Source organism: Hymenobacter citatus, from assembly GCF_014333615.1.
Taxonomy (GTDB): domain Bacteria; phylum Bacteroidota; class Bacteroidia; order Cytophagales; family Hymenobacteraceae; genus Hymenobacter; species Hymenobacter citatus.
The window spans coordinates 184,307-202,110 of the sequence record NZ_JACSCY010000007.1; the positions used below are offsets into that span (position 1 = coordinate 184,307).

Here is a 17,804-nt window from a genome sequence, read left to right on the forward strand (position 1 = left end):
TTTTGTTGCCCCTGAGCGTTCAATCAAGGCAGAGTTGGTGTAGATGGGAGCAGTTACCGCGCCCCCAAAATCTGCTCAATGCGTTGCAGCTCGTCGTCCTGGAAACCGGTGTTGCGCAGGCATTGCAAGGAGTCGAGCAGCTGGGCGGGGCGGCTGGCACCAATGAGCACCGACGTGACGCGCGGGTCCTTTAGCAGCCACGACAGTGCCATCTGGGCCAGGCTTTGCCCGCGCTCCTGGGCCAATTCGTTGAGCTGCCGGATTTGCTCTAGGCGCTCGGGCGTGAGCTGCTCGGGCGTGAGGTGGCGCCCCTCGCGGCCCGCCCGCGAGTCGGCCGGGATGCCGTGCAGGTACTTATCCGTGAGCATGCCCTGGGCCAGTGGCGAAAACGGAATGCAGCCCACTCCTTGCTCTTCCAGCAAATCGAGCAGGCCACCTTCCACCCAGCGCTCAAACAGCGAGTATTTGGGCTGATGAATCAGGCAGGGCGTGCCCAGCTCGCGCAGAATACGAATGGCCTCGGCGGCCTCCTCGGGCTGGTAGTTGCTGATGCCCACGTACAGCGCCTTGCCCTGGCGCACCACGTGGTCGAGGGCGCCCATGGTTTCTTCCAGGGGCGTTTCGGGGTCGGGGCGGTGCGAGTAGAAGATGTCCACGTACTCCAGGCCCATGCGCTTGAGGCTTTGGTCGAGGCTGGCAATGAGGTACTTGCGGGAGCCCCACTCGCCGTAGGGGCCGGGCCACATGTCGTAACCAGCCTTGGTGGAAATGATGAGCTCGTCGCGGTAGGGTAGGAAATCCTCTTTCAGAATCCGGCCAAAGTTGGTTTCGGCGGTGCCGTAGGGCGGGCCATAGTTGTTGGCCAGATCGAAGTGCGTGATGCCGTGGTCGAAGGCCGTGCGCAGCGTTTCGCGAAACGTGGCGGGCACGTCTACGTCGCCGAAGTTGTGCCACAGGCCCAGCGATATAGCGGGCAATTTCAGGCCGCTGCGCCCGCAGCGGCGGTATTCCATCTGGTGGTAGCGGTCGGGGTTGGGGTGGTAGGGCGTCGTCATGAGGGTAGGGGTGAAAAGAAGATCAGCAGCCGCAAATAACGAAAAGCTGCTTATCTAGTGGTCTACTTATGCAGGCGAAAGCTATTGGGGAGGAAACAAAGCCCAACCGTTCTGGCTTATAGCCGCAGTACTCATCTCAACCTATTTCTCTCATGAAACGCATTTCCTTCTTGCTGGGCGCCTGCGCCCTTCTGCTAGTGGCGGCTCCTACCCGCAGCCACGCCCAAATGACCACCTCTACCACCAAGCCCGCGCAGGACAAGTCCAAGCGGCCCAGCCCGCCAGCTACTGCTTCGGCCACCGTGGGCGGCACCAAGGTGATGATTGACTACAGCCAACCATCGGTGAAAGGCCGGGAAATATTCGGTGCCCTGGAGCCTTACGGCAAAGTGTGGCGCACCGGCGCCAACGAAGCCACCACCTTCACGGTAAGCAAAGACGTGAAAATCAACGGGCAGGCGCTGCCAGCCGGCACCTACGCCTTGTTTTCCATCCCCGGCAAAGATGAGTGGACGATTATCTTCAACAAAACTGCCAAGCAATGGGGTGCTTTCGAGTATAAAGAAAGCGAGGATGCGCTACGCGTGAAAGTGAAGCCTACCACGCTCAAACAACCTGTAGAGCGCTTCACCATCACGGCTGCCAACTCCGGCAAAGTGACCATGCAGTGGGCCACGACGGGGGTGGAATTTATGGTGAAGTAAAGGCAATGCGTAGCAAGTCAGCCACATACGCTTGATACCCGGGCGCTACCCTTACCTTGCCGGTTTCCGTTACATATTGAAAATATCGCGTATGTTTGTGTAGCGAAAATGGCAGCCAACCTTACTAGGCTGACTGCCATCTTCACTACTTCAGCCAGTGCGACAGTAGCAGGTACAATCCGCTCCCGCCGCTGCAGGCTGCCAGCACTTTTACAACGAAAGTGCTGCTTACCTGGATGTCGAAGCGCAGCTTCAAGCCATCCAGCGGCATACGTCTCTTACCCATAGTCCAGTGGATTTGAGGGTGGCCAAAACACCCTACTTATCCAGAAGCCCGTGCTCGCAACACGGGCTTCGCTGTTTCAGAAGCAGCCGTGTTGGCGGGGTGACAACCGTACGTTAGTTCAAAGATAAGGATATTAGCAAGATAGTAGAAGTATTTTGCTAATTATTTTAGTAATGTTAGAACTTGGCTTGCCCGTACGCTCGTTCTAAATCCTGCCGCAGATTATCGAATACGTACTGGTGCTCCTGCGAAATGCCGAGTTGCTCCAGCGGCTGCCAGTAAGCACGGGGGTTTAGCTCGGAGGTGTAGGTGGTGATGCGGCTAAGGCGCGTTTGGTGCGCATCTACTTGCTCAAACAGGTAGATAGCTTCTTTAAAACCCAGCCACTTACGCCCTGTTAACTGATACTTCACCACATCCATGCGCAGGATTTCCCCTGGGCGTAGTTCTGTGACGCGCTCTACTATCTGACCACCACTGAAGTAGCAGATGCGACGGGCACCCACTGCTTCGCGCTCCAGCACACATTTCTGCGGAATGGGTAGGCCGATTTGTAATAAGAAGGGCTTCGGCGCATCCAGCGTATCCACCGATTTTATTTGCTCATACACCTGTGCTGCTGAGTAAGGCAGGAGAATATCAGTGCGAACCGCGACGATGGCAGGACGACTTTCCAGCGCTTTTTCGGCAGGGGCGCTCAGCAAAAAAAGCAGGAATGGAAGCACTATTACCGGCAGGCTGTTCTGGTCGAGTAGCTGTTGTCGGCGACGCAGCAGATGCGTGGCCACGCTCCCCACAAACAAGCACGATACCACCAAGGGCAAGGCCATCAGTACGCAAATCATGCCTTCCAGCTGGCCAACTAGTAGCAGTAGAAAAAATATCGCCAGGCTTGTGATTAACCCAATGTGTGCCCACTTGCGGTTAGGCAGCGCCCCAATGGCTACCCCCGTCACAATGGGTAGCAGAATAAAAAATGCCCAACCATAGGCTACCAAGCCATAATGGAGCAGCAGAAAGCCGAGCGATAGGAAAACGAATGAAATAATAGCGGCCGTGCGGAAGCTTTTATCGGCGAATAAGGACTTCATATCACTTCAATATATCCTGATTAAAAATAGCCTAGCCGCACAGCACTTCCTTATCTACATTTCCTCTCCCAGTACCTCTTCCACCCAGGCCTTGCCCCAATCGGCTTGCTCTTGCTCGGTCCAGAGCTGGGGGTAGAAGATGCGGCGCTGAAACTTGGGAGGCAGGTAGTTGCGCCAGTTGGTGCCGCCGGTGGCGGGCACATCGGTGGGGTCGCGCTGGAGGTAGCGCACCGCCGATTTGAAGTGCATCAGTGGCCAGTTCACGTTCACGCTCACATCGAGCTGGCGCAGAGCGCGCACCAGGCGCGGGTGGCGCTGGTCTTGCTGGGGTAGGCGCTGCACCACGCTCCACACGTTGCGGTCCGTGTATTCGGCGGCGTGCTGGTGCAGCTGCTTGGTGTATTTTTCCTCAAACTGGGTGAGCGTAAGCGCTTTGGCGCCGGTTTCTTCCACCGTAGCGCCGGCCTTCCAGTAGATGCAGCCTAGTAGCTCCGTCGCGTCGGCCGATTCGCCCAGCAGGCGGCGCTTTTCCTTGTCTACCAGATTGTCGAGGGAGGTTGAGGCCAGCTCAATCATGCGGTACTGCACGCTCTGAAAACCCGAGGCTGGCATCAGCGCCATCCGGAATTGTAGGAACTGCTGCTTGTCCATGCCGTCCACCATCACGTCGAACGAGTCGATCAGGTTCTCGAAGTAGCGGTTGATACGGCCTACCCGCAGCACTACTTCCTGAAGGGTAGGCTCTTGCAGGTCACCGAGCTGCTCGTACTCGCAGAGGCAGAGCTTGAAATACAGCTCCGTAATCTGGTGGTAGATGATGAAAATCCGCTCGTCGGGAATCTGCGTGAGGGGGCGTTGCAGGCTCAGCAGCGTGTCCAGCTCAATATAGTCCCAGTAGTTGACGTAGTCGGCGTAGTAGAGGCCTTCGAGGTAGGCGGCCAGGTCCTGGCCATCGGCGGCGTATTTCGCTTGCAAGCGGCGCAGCTGGGCCAGCACGGCGGGAGAGAATTCTTCGGGAGTGGAAGTAGGCATAAGTATAGAAGCAAGCGCGTATCAGCAACAGGGTAGGCCTGGTACAACTTTTAAAACCAGGCAAACTACTGCGCAAAGAACGGCAAAGCTATATTCAGCACCGAAGTATGTCGTACTATCGGCCCTGCTTAGCTATGCTCAACCTATTCAAGTTCAATATCCATTCTGCGCAACAAGTTGTCCTGTACAGTATACACGTGCTTTACGATACCATCGAACAGAGGCGCGTCTTGTAAGTCCTTCACTAGTTGGTGAATGGTCACTTCTATTGTACCGTCTGGTCTTTCCTTAAATCCAGTTGGTTCTACAATGGGATTTATTTCTGACCACTGTCTTGTCCAGTAGCTTCGTATTGCGTCGTGCCCGCTTACGTAACCACCTTCAAAGGCTTTTGGCCATTGCACGTCCGGGTGAAACGTTGAAAGGGCTGTAGCAATGTCCCTTGAGTTAAAAGCGAAGTATGCTTTTTTAAGTAGGTCCTGGACTTGGGTATCCATGCGTAGTATTTTTTTGAATGAATGAGGTTTATTCTGTACGGCGTGCATGGTTTTACTCATTCGCTCTCCTTTACTTGATTGTGGCTGAGGGAGCACATGCTCCAGTATGTGATTGGTCACATAAGTGAGCCGCGCATAAGGCGCTGCTGATCGACCACCTGGACTGTGTTCCAGGCAGGCTAATGTATTACATAGTAGCTGAATAGTGTGGGCAAGCTCAGGCAACCCCTACCTACTTTTTGGTATCTAGTAGGCAATGGCAGCTACCGGGTATGGCCTTTCCCCGCGAATCTGATACCTTTAGCCCGTTATGGCAGAGAAGAGCAGTATTTTTGATATGATTGGGCCGGTGATGATCGGGCCCAGCTCCTCGCACACGGCGGGCGTGGTGCGCATTGCCAGCGCCGCCATCCGCATTTTGGGCAGCTTGCCTACCCACGCCACCGTCACGTTCTACAACTCCTTTGCCCGCACCTACGAGGGGCACGGCTCCGACCGCGCCATTATTGGTGGCCTGTTGGGCTACGCCACCGACGACGTGCGCATCCGCGACGCCTTCGATCATGCGAAAGAGGCCGGCTTGCAGTACACGTTTCAGAGCGTGGGCAACGCCTCTACCATGCACCCCAACACCATTAAGCTACAGCTGCGCGATGAGCGCACCGGCCACCAGGTGGAGGTGGTAGGGCAGAGTCGGGGTGGGGGCGTCATTCGCATTGTGGAGGTAGACGGCTTTCCAGCTGATTTCTCGGCGGCCCTGCACACACTGATTCTCGACGCCGACGACCGCACGGGCTCCATCGCCTTTATTGCCTCCGTCATTGCGCACGATGAATGTAATATTGCGACCATGTCGGTGTCGCGCAAGGGGCGCAACGACCGGGCGCGGCATTTTATCGAGATGGACTCCGACCTGAAACCCATTACCCTGGAGTACCTGCGCCAGCTGCGCTGGATACACCGCGTTATTTATATTCCGAATATTGCCTGAAGAAATTGCTTCCTGTTTCTTTCGCTTGTGCTTATGAAAACAACGTTTACTTTGTTTCGGCGGCCATTGGTGGCTGGCCTTGGCTTGTTGCTACTGGTAGGGAACCTGCCCGGGGCGCACGCCCAGCAACGGAATCCGCCCGCGCAGCCGCCCGCCGGCAGCATACAGGCCCCAACTCCCAGTGGCCCCTGGACCTTGCAAGCCGCCGTAGACTACGCCCTGGCCAATAACCTGGATGTGAAGCAGGCCCGTCTCAGCGCCCAGGCCCTGGACGCTACCCTGCTCCAGAGCCGCGCGGCCCTGCTGCCTACGGCCAACCTAAGCGGCACCCAGGCCTGGAACTACGGCACCAACGTGAACCCGCTGACTTTTACATTCCAGAGCCAGACCACGCGCACCAACAACTTCTCGGCTGTGTCGCAGGTTACACTGTTTTCGGGCTTTCAATTGCGCAACACCGTCAAGCGGAGCGTGCTTAACTACCAAGCAGCCCTGAGTGATATTGAAAAGGCACGCAATGATCTGGCCCTGAACGTGGCCTCGGTGTATTTGCAGGCCTTATTGGCGCAGGAACTGGTGCGGACCAATCAGGTACGCGTGAGCAGTACCCAGCAGCAGGTAGAGCGCACGCAAGTGCTGCTAAAGGCCGGTAGCGTAGCCGAAAGTAACCTGCTCGATTTGCAGGCACAGCTGGCCACCGACCAATACAATGTCATCACGGCCCAGAATCAAGAGACGATTGCCCGCCTGCAACTGGCGCAGCTGATGAACCTGGACGAAGCCGGCCTGGAGGGCTTGCAGATTGTGATGCCCTCTCTACCCGACCCCGATGAGCAGTCGCTGGCCGATGCCAGCCCCGCGAGCGTATACGAAACGGCCCAGGCCCGACTACCCGAAATTAAGGCAGCCGACCTGCGCGTGCAGAGCGCCCTGCGCAACGTGGAAGTAGCCCGCGGCGCCTACTACCCCCGCCTCACGTTTGCGGCCAGCGCCTTCACGGGCTATTCCTCGGTCTACACCCGACCTATTATCACCGGCGATTCCATTACGATTCCACTACCTGTTTTTCAGCTCGATCCGCTGAACCCGCTGGTGAATCCGCAGCCTACGCCCTATGCCGTGCTCACTACGCAGCCGGTGCGGGCGCAGGAGTCGAGCAGCTTTGGCAGCCAGCTGAAAAATAACCTGGGCCGCTCGTTGCAGTTCAACCTCCAGATTCCGATTCTCAACGGCTTGCAGGTACGCACCAACGTGCAGCGCACCCAGATTGCCGTGCAGCAGGCCGAGGTGCAGGCCGAGCAAGCCCGTTTGGTGCTGCGCCAAAGCATCCAGCAGGCCTATGCCGACGCGCTGGCCGCCCAACGTCAGTATATTGCCTCGCGCCAGCAGGTAGAGGCCCTCACGCTTTCGTACCGTAACTCGGAAATTCGTTTCAACAACGGTCTGCTCAATGGCACGGAGTTCAACATTGCAAAAAACAACCTTACGGCTGCTGAGTCGAGCATGATTCAGGCCAAGTACAGCTTCATCTTCCGCCGCAAGGTGCTGGACTTCTACCAGGGTAAATCGATTGAATTGTAATTGTTAGGGTCTTGGGGTCTTAGGATCTTGGGGACTTGGTTTCTTTGTTCAACCACTACGTGTCAGAACGTCAACTAAGTCCCCAAGTCCCCAAGATCCTAAGACTCCCAAGCCCCCAACTTCAAAACCTATGAAAAATAACCGTTTACTCTATATTCTGCTGGGCCTGGTCGTGGTGGTCGTACTCGTCGTGATAGTCGGGAAAAAACAGGGCTGGATTGGGCAGCCAGTGGGCACGGAAGTGCTGGTGGCCAAGGCTGGCCCGACCAATATTGTGGAGAAAGTCAGCGCCTCGGGTAAAGTGCAGCCGGTGGTAGAAGTGAAGATTTCGCCCGACGTATCGGGCGAAATCACGGAGCTGTACGTGCAGGAAGGCGACTCCGTGAAGCAGGGCCAGCTGCTGCTGCGCATTCGCCCCGATAACTACCAGGCCATTGTCAGCCAGCAGTCGGCGGTGGTGAACACCCAGCGCGCCAACGTGGCGCAGAGCCAGGCCCGCTTGCAGCAGCTCATTGCCAACGCCAAGCAAACCGAGCTGACCTACCGCCGCAATGCTTCCCTGTACAAGCAAAAAGTGATTTCGCAGGCGGATTACGAAGCCTCGCAAGCGGCCTACAATGCCTCGCAGGAAGAGCTAAACAGCGCCCGCGCCAGCATAAAAGCGGCGCAGAGCAACGTATCCAGCGCGCAGGCCTCGTTGGAGGAAGCCCGCCGCACACTGGATAAAACCACCATTTACGCGCCTGTGAGCGGCACCGTGAGCAAGCTCAGCGTGGAGAAGGGCGAGCGGGTGGTAGGTACCTCGCAGATGGCTGGTACTGAAATCATGCGCATCGCCAACCTAAACTCGATGGAGGTGCGCGTGAACGTGAACGAAAACGACATCATCAACGTGCACCTGGGCGACTCGGTGGACGTGGAAGTAGACAGCTACGCCGCCCAGGACAAAACCTTCCGGGGCTTGGTGACTAGCATTGCCAACACGGCCAAAGATGCGGTGACGGCCGAAGCCGTAACCGAGTTTGAAGTACGGATTCGTCTGTTGCCTGCCTCGTACCAGGACCTGATTACCACTGTGAACGGACGCACGCGCATTCCGTTCCGGCCCGGCATGACGGCCTCCGTCGACATCATCACCAACCGGAAGAGCAACGTGCTGAGCGTGCCGCTGGCCGCCGTGGCTACCCGCTCCGACTCTACGGCCTATAAGGCCGCCATGGCCCAGCGCGGCGGCAACAGCGCCAACGACGCCGAGGCCGACAAAGGCGCTCCGAAAGTGGACGTGCAGGAAGTGGTATTTGTGGTGCGCGGCGGCAAAGCCGTAATGACGCCCGTGAAAACCGGCGTGAGCGACTTCGCCAACATTGAAATCAAGAGCGGTCTGCAAGCGGGCGAGCAAGTGGTGAGCGGTCCTTTCCGGGCCGTGTCGAAAACCCTGAAAAACGGGGATTTAGTGACCATTAAAGACGCCAACACGATTAACAAGGCGGAGATGAAGGAGGACGTAGCCGCGAAGTAGCGCGGCTCTACCCTCATTGTCATCCTGACAAAGGAAGGACCTTATCACGCTGGGGCAGTTGCTCGATGCGTGATAAGGTCCTTCCTTCGTCAGGATGACATCGATGTATAACTGATAAAGCAAGCGATACCTTGGAAAAAATAGCCATGTTGGGCGGCGGCTCCTGGGCCACGGCACTTACTAAAATTCTGTCTGAAAACGGCGCGCGCGTGAACTGGTGGCTGCGCGGCAAAGATGACGTGCAGCACCTGCGCACCACCCGCCACAACCCGCGCTACCTGTCGTCGGTGGCTTTTGATCTGACACGGGTATTTCCTTCCACGGATATTGCGGAGGTAGTGAAAGAGGCCGACTGGGTGGTGCTGGCTGTGCCTGCTGCCTTCGTAAAAGAGGCGCTCGATAAGCTCGACCGCGATGCGCTGAAAGGCAAGCGTATCATCTCCGCCATTAAGGGTATGATTCCGGGGCGCAACGAGCTGGTGACGGACTACGCCATGGAGCGGTTTCGGTTGAAGGAAGGGTGTATGGGCGTAGTAGCCGGCCCCTGCCACGCCGAGGAGGTAGCCCTGGAAAAGCAAAGCTACCTCACCATCGGCTCGCCCGATGTGGCCCTGGCCGAGCAGTTTTGCCAGCTACTGCGCAACCGCTATGTGCGGGCCCACGCTGCCGTCGACCTCGACGGCATTGAGTACTGCGCCGTTATGAAGAATATCATCGCCCTCACCTGCGGTATTGCCCACGGCCTGGGCTACGGCGACAACTTTCAGGCGGTGCTGGTGAGCAACGCGGTGCAGGAAATCCGCCGATTTCTGCACGCCCTCAGCCCCGAGCCCCGCGACCTGTCGGCCTCGGCCTACCTGGGCGATTTGCTGGTGACGGCCTACTCGCAGTTTTCGCGCAATCGCACCTTCGGCAGCATGGTGGGTAGGGGCTACTCCGTGAAATCGGCGCAGCTGGAAATGAACATGATTGCCGAGGGCTACTACGCCGTGAAAAGCATCTACGAGCTGAACCGGGAGCTGAAGGTAACGATGCCCATCACCTCGGCCGCCTACCATGTGCTTTACGAGAAAATTGCCCCGGCCGTGGAGCTGGAAATTCTGAAAGAAAAGCTACGGTAGCGTTGCTGGTTTAGTGAGCGAAGGCCCGTGATTACCGAGGTAGTCACGGGCCTTCGCTCACTAAAATCATCCCTTCGGAAAAGAAAAGAAAGCGGCCGTTTATCTTTTTTATGAGTGCTGCGGAGGGTAGGCGACAACATGTGCAGGCCGCGCGGCAGCCAGAAAATAGCGCTGCAAAAAGGGTAGGAATACGGTTGAAAATCCCCCTGAAACGTTTGCAAACCCGCAGACCACAAAGCCGGTATCTGGCACGCAAAACCGAGGCTACGCCAGCCAGGCGCAGCTTCTGCCGGTACCAGAAAAGGACAATGGTGCGTGGGAGTGCGCTACCTTTGTGTGGCAGAAGATGTTCTGTTGCTTTTGCCGCTGTATATGAATCTGACACTCACTCAACCTTCCTTGCCCCGGGCCCGCCACGTGCACCGCGTAGCCGTGGCCACGTGGTTTTTCCTGCAAGGGCTGATTTTTGCCAGCTGGGCTTCCCGTATTCCGTTTGTGCAGCAGCGCATGGGCATCACCGATGGCCAGCTGGGCCTGGTGCTGCTGGCTATTCCGCTGGGGCAGCTCCCCTCATTGCCACTAGCCGGCTGGCTGATTGCCAAGCACGGTAGCCGGCGCGTGCTGCTGCTGGGTGTGGTGCTCTACAGCCTGGGGCTGATGGGCCTGGGTGCGGCGCCCACCGTGGGCCTGCTGGTGCCTTGCCTGGTGCTATTTGGGTTTGCCAGCAACCTGATGAACATTGCCGTGAACACCCAAGCTGTGGGCGTTGAGGGACTGTATGAGGGTAGGCACATTATGGCGTCCTTTCACGGGGTGTGGAGCGCCGCGGGCTTTGTGGGTGCGGCCATCGGCACTACCATGATTGGGTGGCGCGTGGTGCCGCTGCCGCACTTTGCGCTGATCATTGGGATGGTAGCCGTACTAGCTGTACTCAGCCAGGGCAAAATTCTCACCCACGATGCGCAAACCGACGCCAACCAACCCGTATTTGTGCGTCCCGATGGACCGTTGCTGGGTTTGGGCATGATTGCCTTTTGCGCCATGATTTGCGAAGGCGCCATGTTCGACTGGAGCGGGGTCTACTTCAAGAAAGTAGTGCAGGCCCAGGGCGCGTGGGTAGGGGCCGGCTATACGGCCTTCATGAGCACCATGGCGCTGGGTCGCTTCGGGGCCGACTGGCTAACGGGCCGTCTGGGGCCGCGCCGCGTCATTCAATTGAGCGGGCTGCTCACGGCCGTGGGGCTGCTCATTGCCGTAGGCGTGCCTACCCTCATCACGGCGCTGGTAGGGTTTGTGCTGGTGGGCTTTGGGGTGTCGTCGGTGGTGCCGTTGGTGTATAGCGCAGCGGGCAAGTCCAAGGTGATGTCGCCGGGCATGGCACTGGCGGCGGTTTCGACCATTGGCTTTCTGGGCTTTCTTATTGGCCCGCCCCTGATTGGGCTGGTGGCCGGCGCCACTAGCTTACGCGTGTCTTATTCCCTTATTGCCCTGATGGGCTTATGCGTAACGTGGGCAGCCACCAGGGCGCAGCAATTGTAAAGTTGTGAATTTGTGAAAGAAGAGCGAAAGGAGCAGTGGGAAAGGGTAAGGTTGTGAGCTTAGGAAGGGTAGAAACGGCAAGAAGAATAACGATTCGCGCAGCGCTGCCGTACCATTTCACAACTTCACCTTTCACAATTTCACCACTCACCACATGGGCGCCTGGGGCCATTTCAACTTTGACAACGACGACGCCGTCGATTTTGCCGGCGAATTTATGGACTCGGGCAGCGAAGTAACACTGCTGGAAGCCCTAATACCCGCCGCCGAGGCCGACGAATACTTAGAAGTAGACGTAGCCGCCGCCGCACTGGTAGCCGCCGAAATTGTAGCTGCCTGGCGCGGCCACCCCGGCTCCGATTTCCTACCCGGTTTGCTTCCTAAAGTGCAGCACCTCGACGTAAGCGACGAGGACGAGCTAACCGACCTGGCCCGCCGCGCCGTTGAATCGGTGTTGAAAGAATCGGAAATGCAGGAGCAGTGGGCTGAGGGTAGCGAGTTAGCGGCCTGGGAAGCTGCTCAGCAGGATTTGCTGGGTAGGCTCAAGGCTGAGCCGGTAGAGTAGAGAGTAGAAAAAACGTGTGATCCTGCGCTTGCAAAGGACCTTAGCACGTAAGAACGAAAGTCATAACAACGGCTTGTTCTAGCGTGCTAAGGTCCTTTGCAAGCGCAGGATCACACGTTTTTTCTACTTCCTACCCACCAACCCCACAAAGTCCTCTCCCAGCAACTGTTCTAGCTCTTCCCATACCCGATGCACGGGCAACCCCATCACATTAAAATAAGAACCTTCCAGCCGCGTCACGCCTACCATCCCAATCCAGTCCTGCGCGCCGTAGGCACCGGCTTTGTCCAGAGGCTGATATTTCTTGACGTAAAATTCAATTTCAGCTAAAGACAACGGGCGGAACGTCACGCGGGTTTGGTCAGAGAACACGACCTGACGGCCGTCGCTGGTGAGCAGACACACGCCGGTGAACACGTCGTGGGTGCGGCCTTGCAGTCGCGTAAGCATTTGGATGGCCTCGGCTGCGTCGGCGGGCTTGTTGAGCACGTCTTCGTCGAGGCAGACGATGGTATCGGCGGTTAGAATGACCTCGTTTGCGGCCAGTTCCTCGCGGTAGGCGGCTGCTTTGCGGGCAGCCAAAAACTCGGCTACCTCGGCGCGGCGCAGGTGGGGCGGAAACTCCTCGTCTACCTCCTTCAGCCGGATTTCGTAGGGTAGGCCCAACTCGGTGAGCAGCTGACGGCGGCGGGGCGAGTTAGAAGCAAGCAGCAAATGGGTGATGGGCATCGTCGTCACGAATGGAGGAGAACAGAAAGCCTCCGATGGTTTTGGGGTAGAAAAACGTTGATTTGGGTGGCATCACGGCTCCAGAATGGCACACGCGCTCTACGGCCTGCATGGTTACCTCGTTGGTGATGAGGGCGGCGCGGGCCTCGCCCCGGTCTACGCGGGTGAGGCACTCAGGAAAGTTGCGCACGTAGGCCACGCCCGGCCAACTGCGCTGGGCATCTATGTTGCCTAGGCCCAATGCCCTACCCAACACAAAGTAGTGCAATACGGTCAGGTCCAAGGCTTTCACCTCGGGGGTGGTGGGCCAGTCGAGTTGGGCGTGCACCTCGGGTCGCAGCCTGATTTTGTAGGACTGCCCATCCAGGTACAACCCAAAGGCCCAGGGTTTGCCAGCAATCAGTTCGGGCAGGCCGTAGGGGTCGTCTTGGGGCAGAACCGTAAAATAGGGCAGGAGGCGAGCCAGAAACTCCTCGGCCGTCAGGTTGCCGGGCAGCTCCAGCAGCAGGCGGTGGGTAGGCAGAATACGCAGGTCGTCGGCCGCGGCGTTGGTCAGGTACATCAGGTGGTAGTTCCACGGTTCCTGGCCGGTATAGGCATCGCCAGCGGCGGCGCGGCGCGCCTGACGGTAGGCCAGGGAACCTTCGTAGCGGTGATGGCCGTCGGCCAGAATCACCTGCTTATCGGACAGCAGCTCCTGAAACCGCCGGATCACACGTCGGTCCTGAATCACGGCCAGCACGTCGCGGGCACCCTGGTAGTCCTCCTCGGTCTGGTAGAGCGGGTCCTGGATGGCTTCGTCGAGGTAGCGTTCCAGCTCATGAGCGTCGTCGCGGTAGAGGCCGTGGGTGGCGCTGGTTTGCAGCTGCAAGCGGCTGAGCAGCTCGGCGCGGTCATTCACCGACGAGGGTAGGGTGTTTTCGTGGCGCAATACTACGTTATCGGCCCACTCATACGCCCGAATGTGGCACATAAAGCCCTTGCGGCAATACTCGTGGCCGGGGTTGCCGGGCAGGCGGAAATACTGGTAGTACACGTAGATGCCCGGCAGCACATCCTGGGCCAGCACGCCCTGCTGCTGCCACTCGCGCAGGCGCGTGAGGGCCTCGGCAGCTGGGTCGTCGCCGCGCGGTACGGTCAGGTGCAGGCTGTTGAGTGGATTGCGGTACAACGCCTCGCGCTGCCGCTCCGACACCACATCAAACAGCGGCGATACGTAGTCGTCAATTTGTTGGCTTAGGGGCGGTGCGTAGCGCCAGCCGCGTACGGGTTGAATCTCGGCCAAGTAGAGGAAGTTGTAAGTGAAAAGAACGTTAGTAGAGCGAGAGGTAGTAGAGCTAGCTCCCCTCCTAGAAAAAAAGGAGGGGAGCTAGCCCTTATCCCAATCCGCATAAAACTCCAGAATAGCCTCTATAATCCGGTCCTGGTCTGCTTCGGCCAACTCATAGTAGAGAGGCAAGCGCACCAGGTGGTCGGTGTAGTAGTCGGCCCAGGGGAGGGCGCGGCCGTCGTGGTAAGGCGCATAGTAGGGGCTGTGATGCAGGGAGAGGTAGTGAAACACCAGTAGTACCTGTTGCCGGGCAAGGTGCGCAATCAGGGCCGTGCGCTCGGCTAGGGAGCGGCACGTGAGGTAGTACATATGAGCGTTATTGGTGGCGTAGGTGGGAATGACGGGCAGGCCCACTTGCCGGGCCGTCAGTGGGGCGCGCAGGGTTGCGTCGTAGCGTTGCCACAGCACATGGCGCCGCTGCTGAATGCGCGTCATATTCTCCAACTGCGCCCACAGAAAAGCAGCCGTAAGGTCGGAGGGTAGGAACGACGAGCCGGGCTCCATCCAGGTGTACTTGTCCACTTCGCCCCGAAAAAACGCAGTCCGGTCGGTGCCCTTTTCCCGGATAATCTCGGCCCGGCGCACTAGTTGTGGGTCGTTCACGGTCAGCAAGCCGCCCTCGCCGGCTATAATATTCTTGGCTTCGTGAAAGGAAAAAGCCCCCAGCGTGCCGAGCGTGCCGAGCGGCCTACCCCGGTAAAAGCTGTCGATGGCTTGGGCGGCGTCTTCCACCACGGCCAAGTTGTGCCGGGTGGCCACGGCCAGCAGTTCGTCCATGTCGCAGGCAATACCGGCGTAGTGGACCGGCACAACGGCGCGGGTGCGGGGTGTGATGAGCGCCTCTAGCTGTGCAACGTCGAGGTTGGGGTTCTCGGCGGTGCTGTCTACGAACACGATGCGCGCCCCCCGCAGCACAAAGGCGTTGGCCGTGGATACAAACGTGTAGGAGGGTACCAGCACCTCGTCGCCGGGCTGGATGTTGAGCAGCAGGGCCGCCAGTTCCAACGCATCGGTACCAGACGAGGTCAGCAGGGCTTTTTGAAATCCTAGTTCCTGCTCAAAAAAAGCGTGGCATTTTTGGGTGAATAGCCCGTCGCCGGAAATCTTGCCCGAGCGTATGGCCTGCTCCATATACTGGAACTCGCGGCCGGAGAAATAGGGCTTGCTGAACGGAATAGGCGAAACGGACATGCGCGGCAGGGACTTCAACAAAGGTACAGCCCGTGGGGATTACGCACGTGGCGGGGTAGGGGGCGCCTCATCGACGATATAGAGTGGGCGGTTCTTCACGCCCTCAAAGGTTTTGCCCACGTACAGTCCCACCACGCCCAACACACTGAGTAGTAAGCCCGAAAAAAACCAGATAGAAATAATCAGGCTGGCATAGCCGAGTACTGTAATCTGTCCGAGCCAGTAGCGCACTAGCGTGTAGAGCACTGCCAGAAACGCCGTTCCCGAAATGAGCAGGCCCAACTGCACCGTGAGGCGCAGGGGCTTGTCGGAGTAGGCCAGCATCACGTCCAGGGCCAGATGCAGGCGCTTGCGGAAGCGGTAGCCGGTAGTGCCGCTGCCTCGTTCGGCGTGTGTCACGTTCACCGTAGCGGCCCGAAACCCTACCCAGCGGGCCATAGTGGGCAGGTAGCGCGCACTCTCGCGCATTTGCCCAATGGCATCCACCACTTTGCGGTGATAGATGCCAAAATTCGCCAGTGTGCGGTCCTGGGGTGTGTCGGTGAGGTAGGCCAGCGTGGCGTAGAACAGCCGTGAGAAGGCTTTTTGCTCCCAGCCATCCTGCCGTTGGTGGCGCCGGGCCAGTACCAACTCGTATCCGTGCTGTGCCTGAGCGTAGAGCGTAGGGATTTCCTCGGGGCGGTCCTGCAAGTCGCAATCCAGCACTACTATCCATTCGCCGCGGCTGTAGTCGAGGCCGGCTGTGATGGCGCGGTGCTGCCCAAAGTTGCGACTCAGGCGCACCCCGCGCACGCGGTGGTCCTGGCGCATGAGTTGCTCAATCACCGGCCAGGAGTTGTCCGGGCTGCGGTCATCCACCAGGATAATTTCAAAACTCTCCGTAATCGGCTGCACGCTGGCCGCAATCCGTTCCACCAGCTCCACCAGCATCGCCTCCGCCTGATACACCGGGCTGACAATGGAGAGATGGGGCACTGATAGGGCGTGGCCGATGGGGGGCATGGGGGTGAGGTAGGGAGTTAGAAAACACCTGTCCTCCTGAGCATGTGGCGCATCAAGCCAGTGTTGAAGGACCTTCTGCCGGTTGAACGAGTCGTTGTTACGTCTGTCGTTCCTACGTGCGAAGGTCCTTTGCAAGCTCAGGATGACAAAGCAAAATAGCAAGACAACCCTTACGGCGCCAAGCGGCTTAAACGCCAGGTGTCGCTGGCCAGCTCATACACAATCCGGTCGTGCAGACGCGAGGGGCGGCCCTGCCAGAACTCTACGCGGGTAGGACGGAGCAGATAGCCACCCCAGTGCGGAGGGCGGGGTAGGGGATCTTGCCCGGTAAAACGTTCCTCTATTTCATGCTCCCGGGCTTCCAGCGTCTCCCGGTCGGCAATGGGCTGGCTTTGGGGCGAGGCCCAGGCGCCTACCTGACTGCCGCGCGGCCGGCTCTGAAAGTACTCCGTCGACATGGTTTCCGGGGCTTTTTCGATGCGGCCTTCCACGCGTACCTGCCGCTCCAGACCGGGCCAGAAAAAGGTGAGGGCTGCGCGCGGCTGCGCGGCCAGCTCCTGGCCCTTGCGCGAATCGTAGTTAGTATAAAACAAAAACGTGGCGTCGTCGGGCAAGCCTTTGAGCAGCACCACCCGGGCCGAGGGCTGCCCATCGGGGCCAACGGTGGAAACCGTCATGGCCGTGGGCTCGTCGAGATGAGCGGCCAGGGCCTCATCCAGCCAGGCCCGAAACTGCGGGACGGGCGTGGGTTGTACATCGGCTTCGGAGAGGGTGCGTTGGGAGTAGCTCTGGCGCAGGTCGGCAAGTTCCTGGTCGGTCATGGCAGCGAAATAAAAAGGAATGCGTAACGAAGAAAGAGGCCTGCCCTCGCCCCGGCAGCCATCAGGCGCCAGCGCAAAGCAGCCGAACCTACGGTCTTACTTCCAGTAAAAGTACTTTATTGACCCTCTATTTCCCTAACTATCCTATCGGCTACCCTTTTCACTGTTTGTCTTATGTCTCAGCTACGTACCGGCAGCCTCCTGATTTCTCAGCCATTTCTAGGTGACCCAAACTTCGAGCGTTCCGTGGTGCTGCTCTGCCGCCACGAGGACGACGATGGGGCATTTGGCTTGACCCTCAACCGCTTGTCGAACCTGCGGCTGGGCGACGTGCTGGAGCTGCCCGGCCCCACCGATTCGGTGGTGGCTACCCTGCCGCTACACCTGGGTGGCCCCGTGGAGCCCGACACGCTGCACTACTTGCACCGCTCCCCCAACCTACCCGACGCCCTACCCCTGGGCGATGGGGTATACTGGGGCGGCGACTTCCGACAACTGCTCACCCTGGTAGAAACCGGTGTGCTGCCGCCCACCGATATTCGTCTTTATGCCGGCTATTCGGGCTGGACGGCGGGGCAGCTGCGCGAGGAAGTGCGGGAAAATGTTTGGATCGTGCACCCTAATGCTGCCGGGAAAGTATTTACTTTGGATAATGATGCCTTCTGGCAAGCTATTCTGCGCGAAAAAGGGGGCCGCTACCGAATGCTGTCCAACTATCCCGTAGACCCTCGCCTGAACTAAATCAGTTGG

18 protein-coding genes are annotated in these 17,804 nt (G+C 58.5%); 8 read left to right on the top strand and 10 right to left on the bottom strand.

Translation table 11 applies throughout. The annotated features are described in order from the left end of the window. Positions 1-53: 53 nt before the first annotated feature. A complete protein-coding gene (gene mgrA, locus H8B15_RS11360) occupies positions 54-1,055 on the bottom strand; it encodes an L-glyceraldehyde 3-phosphate reductase (RefSeq protein ID WP_187319803.1) in 1,002 nt (333 codons plus the stop codon). Between the two features lie 152 nt (positions 1,056-1,207). Between mgrA and H8B15_RS11365 the strand changes: the two genes are divergently transcribed. Beyond that, positions 1,208-1,759 carry a DUF2911 domain-containing protein gene (locus H8B15_RS11365; RefSeq protein WP_246455402.1) on the top strand — a complete coding sequence of 184 codons (552 nt, stop codon included), beginning with the start codon at positions 1,208-1,210 and terminating at the stop codon, positions 1,757-1,759. Between the two features lie 145 nt (positions 1,760-1,904). On the opposite strand, the gene H8B15_RS11370 is transcribed toward H8B15_RS11365, so the two are convergent. The 4 genes from H8B15_RS11370 to H8B15_RS21030 form a co-directional block, all read right to left on the bottom strand. Next, a complete protein-coding gene (locus tag H8B15_RS11370) occupies positions 1,905-2,045 on the bottom strand; it encodes a hypothetical protein (RefSeq protein ID WP_187319804.1) in 141 nt (46 codons plus the stop codon). A 176-nt stretch (positions 2,046-2,221) separates the two neighbouring features. Further along, positions 2,222-3,136, bottom strand: coding sequence for an SRPBCC family protein (locus tag H8B15_RS11375; RefSeq protein ID WP_187319805.1), 915 nt, complete (start codon positions 3,134-3,136; stop codon positions 2,222-2,224). Between the two features lie 54 nt (positions 3,137-3,190). Beyond that, entirely contained in the window at positions 3,191-4,168 is a 978-nt protein-coding gene (locus H8B15_RS11380) for a tryptophan 2,3-dioxygenase family protein (RefSeq protein WP_187319806.1), read from the bottom strand. Between the two features lie 143 nt (positions 4,169-4,311). Beyond that, entirely contained in the window at positions 4,312-4,890 is a 579-nt protein-coding gene (locus H8B15_RS21030; protein ID WP_246455404.1) for a nuclear transport factor 2 family protein, read from the bottom strand. A gap of 85 nt (positions 4,891-4,975) precedes the next feature. On the opposite strand from H8B15_RS21030, the gene sdaAB reads away from it, so the two are divergent. The 6 genes from sdaAB to H8B15_RS11415 all read left to right on the top strand — a co-directional run bounded on the left by sdaAB (position 4,976) and on the right by H8B15_RS11415 (position 11,981). After that, positions 4,976-5,656: an L-serine ammonia-lyase, iron-sulfur-dependent subunit beta gene (gene sdaAB / locus H8B15_RS11390; RefSeq protein ID WP_185283692.1), complete on the top strand. Its 681-nt coding sequence runs from the start codon at positions 4,976-4,978 to the stop codon at positions 5,654-5,656. Positions 5,657-5,689: 33 nt separating this feature from the next. Beyond that, positions 5,690-7,237, top strand: coding sequence for a TolC family protein (locus H8B15_RS11395; RefSeq protein ID WP_187319807.1), 1,548 nt, complete (start codon positions 5,690-5,692; stop codon positions 7,235-7,237). Between the two features lie 130 nt (positions 7,238-7,367). Next, a complete protein-coding gene (locus tag H8B15_RS11400; RefSeq protein ID WP_187319808.1) occupies positions 7,368-8,756 on the top strand; it encodes an efflux RND transporter periplasmic adaptor subunit in 1,389 nt (462 codons plus the stop codon). A gap of 131 nt (positions 8,757-8,887) precedes the next feature. Beyond that, positions 8,888-9,877: an NAD(P)H-dependent glycerol-3-phosphate dehydrogenase gene (locus tag H8B15_RS11405; protein ID WP_246455406.1), complete on the top strand. Its 990-nt coding sequence runs from the start codon at positions 8,888-8,890 to the stop codon at positions 9,875-9,877. A gap of 372 nt (positions 9,878-10,249) precedes the next feature. Then, positions 10,250-11,416 (top strand): MFS transporter, encoded by a 1,167-nt coding sequence (locus H8B15_RS11410; RefSeq protein ID WP_187319809.1) that lies wholly within the window; start codon positions 10,250-10,252, stop codon positions 11,414-11,416. Positions 11,417-11,570: 154 nt separating this feature from the next. Continuing rightward, a complete protein-coding gene (locus H8B15_RS11415; protein WP_187319810.1) occupies positions 11,571-11,981 on the top strand; it encodes a DUF4259 domain-containing protein in 411 nt (136 codons plus the stop codon). A 123-nt stretch (positions 11,982-12,104) separates the two neighbouring features. Here the strand turns inward: H8B15_RS11415 and H8B15_RS11420 are convergent, their stop codons facing one another. From H8B15_RS11420 to pdxH, 5 genes are all read right to left on the bottom strand, one after another. Further along, complete coding sequence (locus H8B15_RS11420; protein ID WP_187319811.1) at positions 12,105-12,710, bottom strand: Maf family nucleotide pyrophosphatase; 606 nt, start codon at positions 12,708-12,710, stop codon at positions 12,105-12,107. Continuing rightward, the gene (locus H8B15_RS11425) at positions 12,679-13,995 is read right to left on the bottom strand and encodes a DUF1015 domain-containing protein (RefSeq protein ID WP_187319812.1); all 1,317 of its coding nucleotides are present in this window, start codon (positions 13,993-13,995) and stop codon (positions 12,679-12,681) included. Before H8B15_RS11425 ends, H8B15_RS11420 begins: the two co-directional genes overlap by 32 nt. Before the next feature lie 84 nt (positions 13,996-14,079). After that, positions 14,080-15,231 carry a dTDP-4-amino-4,6-dideoxygalactose transaminase gene (gene rffA / locus H8B15_RS11430; protein ID WP_187319813.1) on the bottom strand — a complete coding sequence of 384 codons (1,152 nt, stop codon included), beginning with the start codon at positions 15,229-15,231 and terminating at the stop codon, positions 14,080-14,082. Positions 15,232-15,270: 39 nt separating this feature from the next. Then, a complete protein-coding gene (locus tag H8B15_RS11435; protein WP_187319814.1) occupies positions 15,271-16,233 on the bottom strand; it encodes a glycosyltransferase family 2 protein in 963 nt (320 codons plus the stop codon). Positions 16,234-16,403: 170 nt separating this feature from the next. After that, on the bottom strand, positions 16,404-17,054 hold the full coding sequence (gene pdxH, locus H8B15_RS11440; RefSeq protein ID WP_187319815.1) for a pyridoxamine 5'-phosphate oxidase: 651 nt from the start codon (positions 17,052-17,054) through the stop codon (positions 16,404-16,406). A 174-nt stretch (positions 17,055-17,228) separates the two neighbouring features. On the opposite strand from pdxH, the gene H8B15_RS11445 reads away from it, so the two are divergent. Then, a complete protein-coding gene (locus H8B15_RS11445; protein WP_187319816.1) occupies positions 17,229-17,795 on the top strand; it encodes a YqgE/AlgH family protein in 567 nt (188 codons plus the stop codon). Positions 17,796-17,804 lie beyond the last annotated feature (9 nt).

Coding starts and splice junctions, on each gene's coding strand:
- mgrA (WP_187319803.1), bottom strand. CDS start 1,055: ATGACGACGCCCTACCACCCCAACCCCGACCGCTACCACCAGATGGAA.
- H8B15_RS11365 (WP_246455402.1), top strand. CDS start 1,208: ATGAAACGCATTTCCTTCTTGCTGGGCGCCTGCGCCCTTCTGCTAGTG.
- H8B15_RS11370 (WP_187319804.1), bottom strand. CDS start 2,045: ATGGGTAAGAGACGTATGCCGCTGGATGGCTTGAAGCTGCGCTTCGAC.
- H8B15_RS11375 (WP_187319805.1), bottom strand. CDS start 3,136: ATGAAGTCCTTATTCGCCGATAAAAGCTTCCGCACGGCCGCTATTATT.
- H8B15_RS11380 (WP_187319806.1), bottom strand. CDS start 4,168: ATGCCTACTTCCACTCCCGAAGAATTCTCTCCCGCCGTGCTGGCCCAG.
- sdaAB (WP_185283692.1), top strand. CDS start 4,976: ATGGCAGAGAAGAGCAGTATTTTTGATATGATTGGGCCGGTGATGATC.
- H8B15_RS11395 (WP_187319807.1), top strand. CDS start 5,690: ATGAAAACAACGTTTACTTTGTTTCGGCGGCCATTGGTGGCTGGCCTT.
- H8B15_RS11400 (WP_187319808.1), top strand. CDS start 7,368: ATGAAAAATAACCGTTTACTCTATATTCTGCTGGGCCTGGTCGTGGTG.
- H8B15_RS11410 (WP_187319809.1), top strand. CDS start 10,250: ATGAATCTGACACTCACTCAACCTTCCTTGCCCCGGGCCCGCCACGTG.
- H8B15_RS11415 (WP_187319810.1), top strand. CDS start 11,571: ATGGGCGCCTGGGGCCATTTCAACTTTGACAACGACGACGCCGTCGAT.
- H8B15_RS11420 (WP_187319811.1), bottom strand. CDS start 12,710: ATGCCCATCACCCATTTGCTGCTTGCTTCTAACTCGCCCCGCCGCCGT.
- rffA (WP_187319813.1), bottom strand. CDS start 15,231: ATGTCCGTTTCGCCTATTCCGTTCAGCAAGCCCTATTTCTCCGGCCGC.
- H8B15_RS11435 (WP_187319814.1), bottom strand. CDS start 16,233: ATGCCCCCCATCGGCCACGCCCTATCAGTGCCCCATCTCTCCATTGTC.
- pdxH (WP_187319815.1), bottom strand. CDS start 17,054: ATGACCGACCAGGAACTTGCCGACCTGCGCCAGAGCTACTCCCAACGC.
- H8B15_RS11445 (WP_187319816.1), top strand. CDS start 17,229: ATGTCTCAGCTACGTACCGGCAGCCTCCTGATTTCTCAGCCATTTCTA.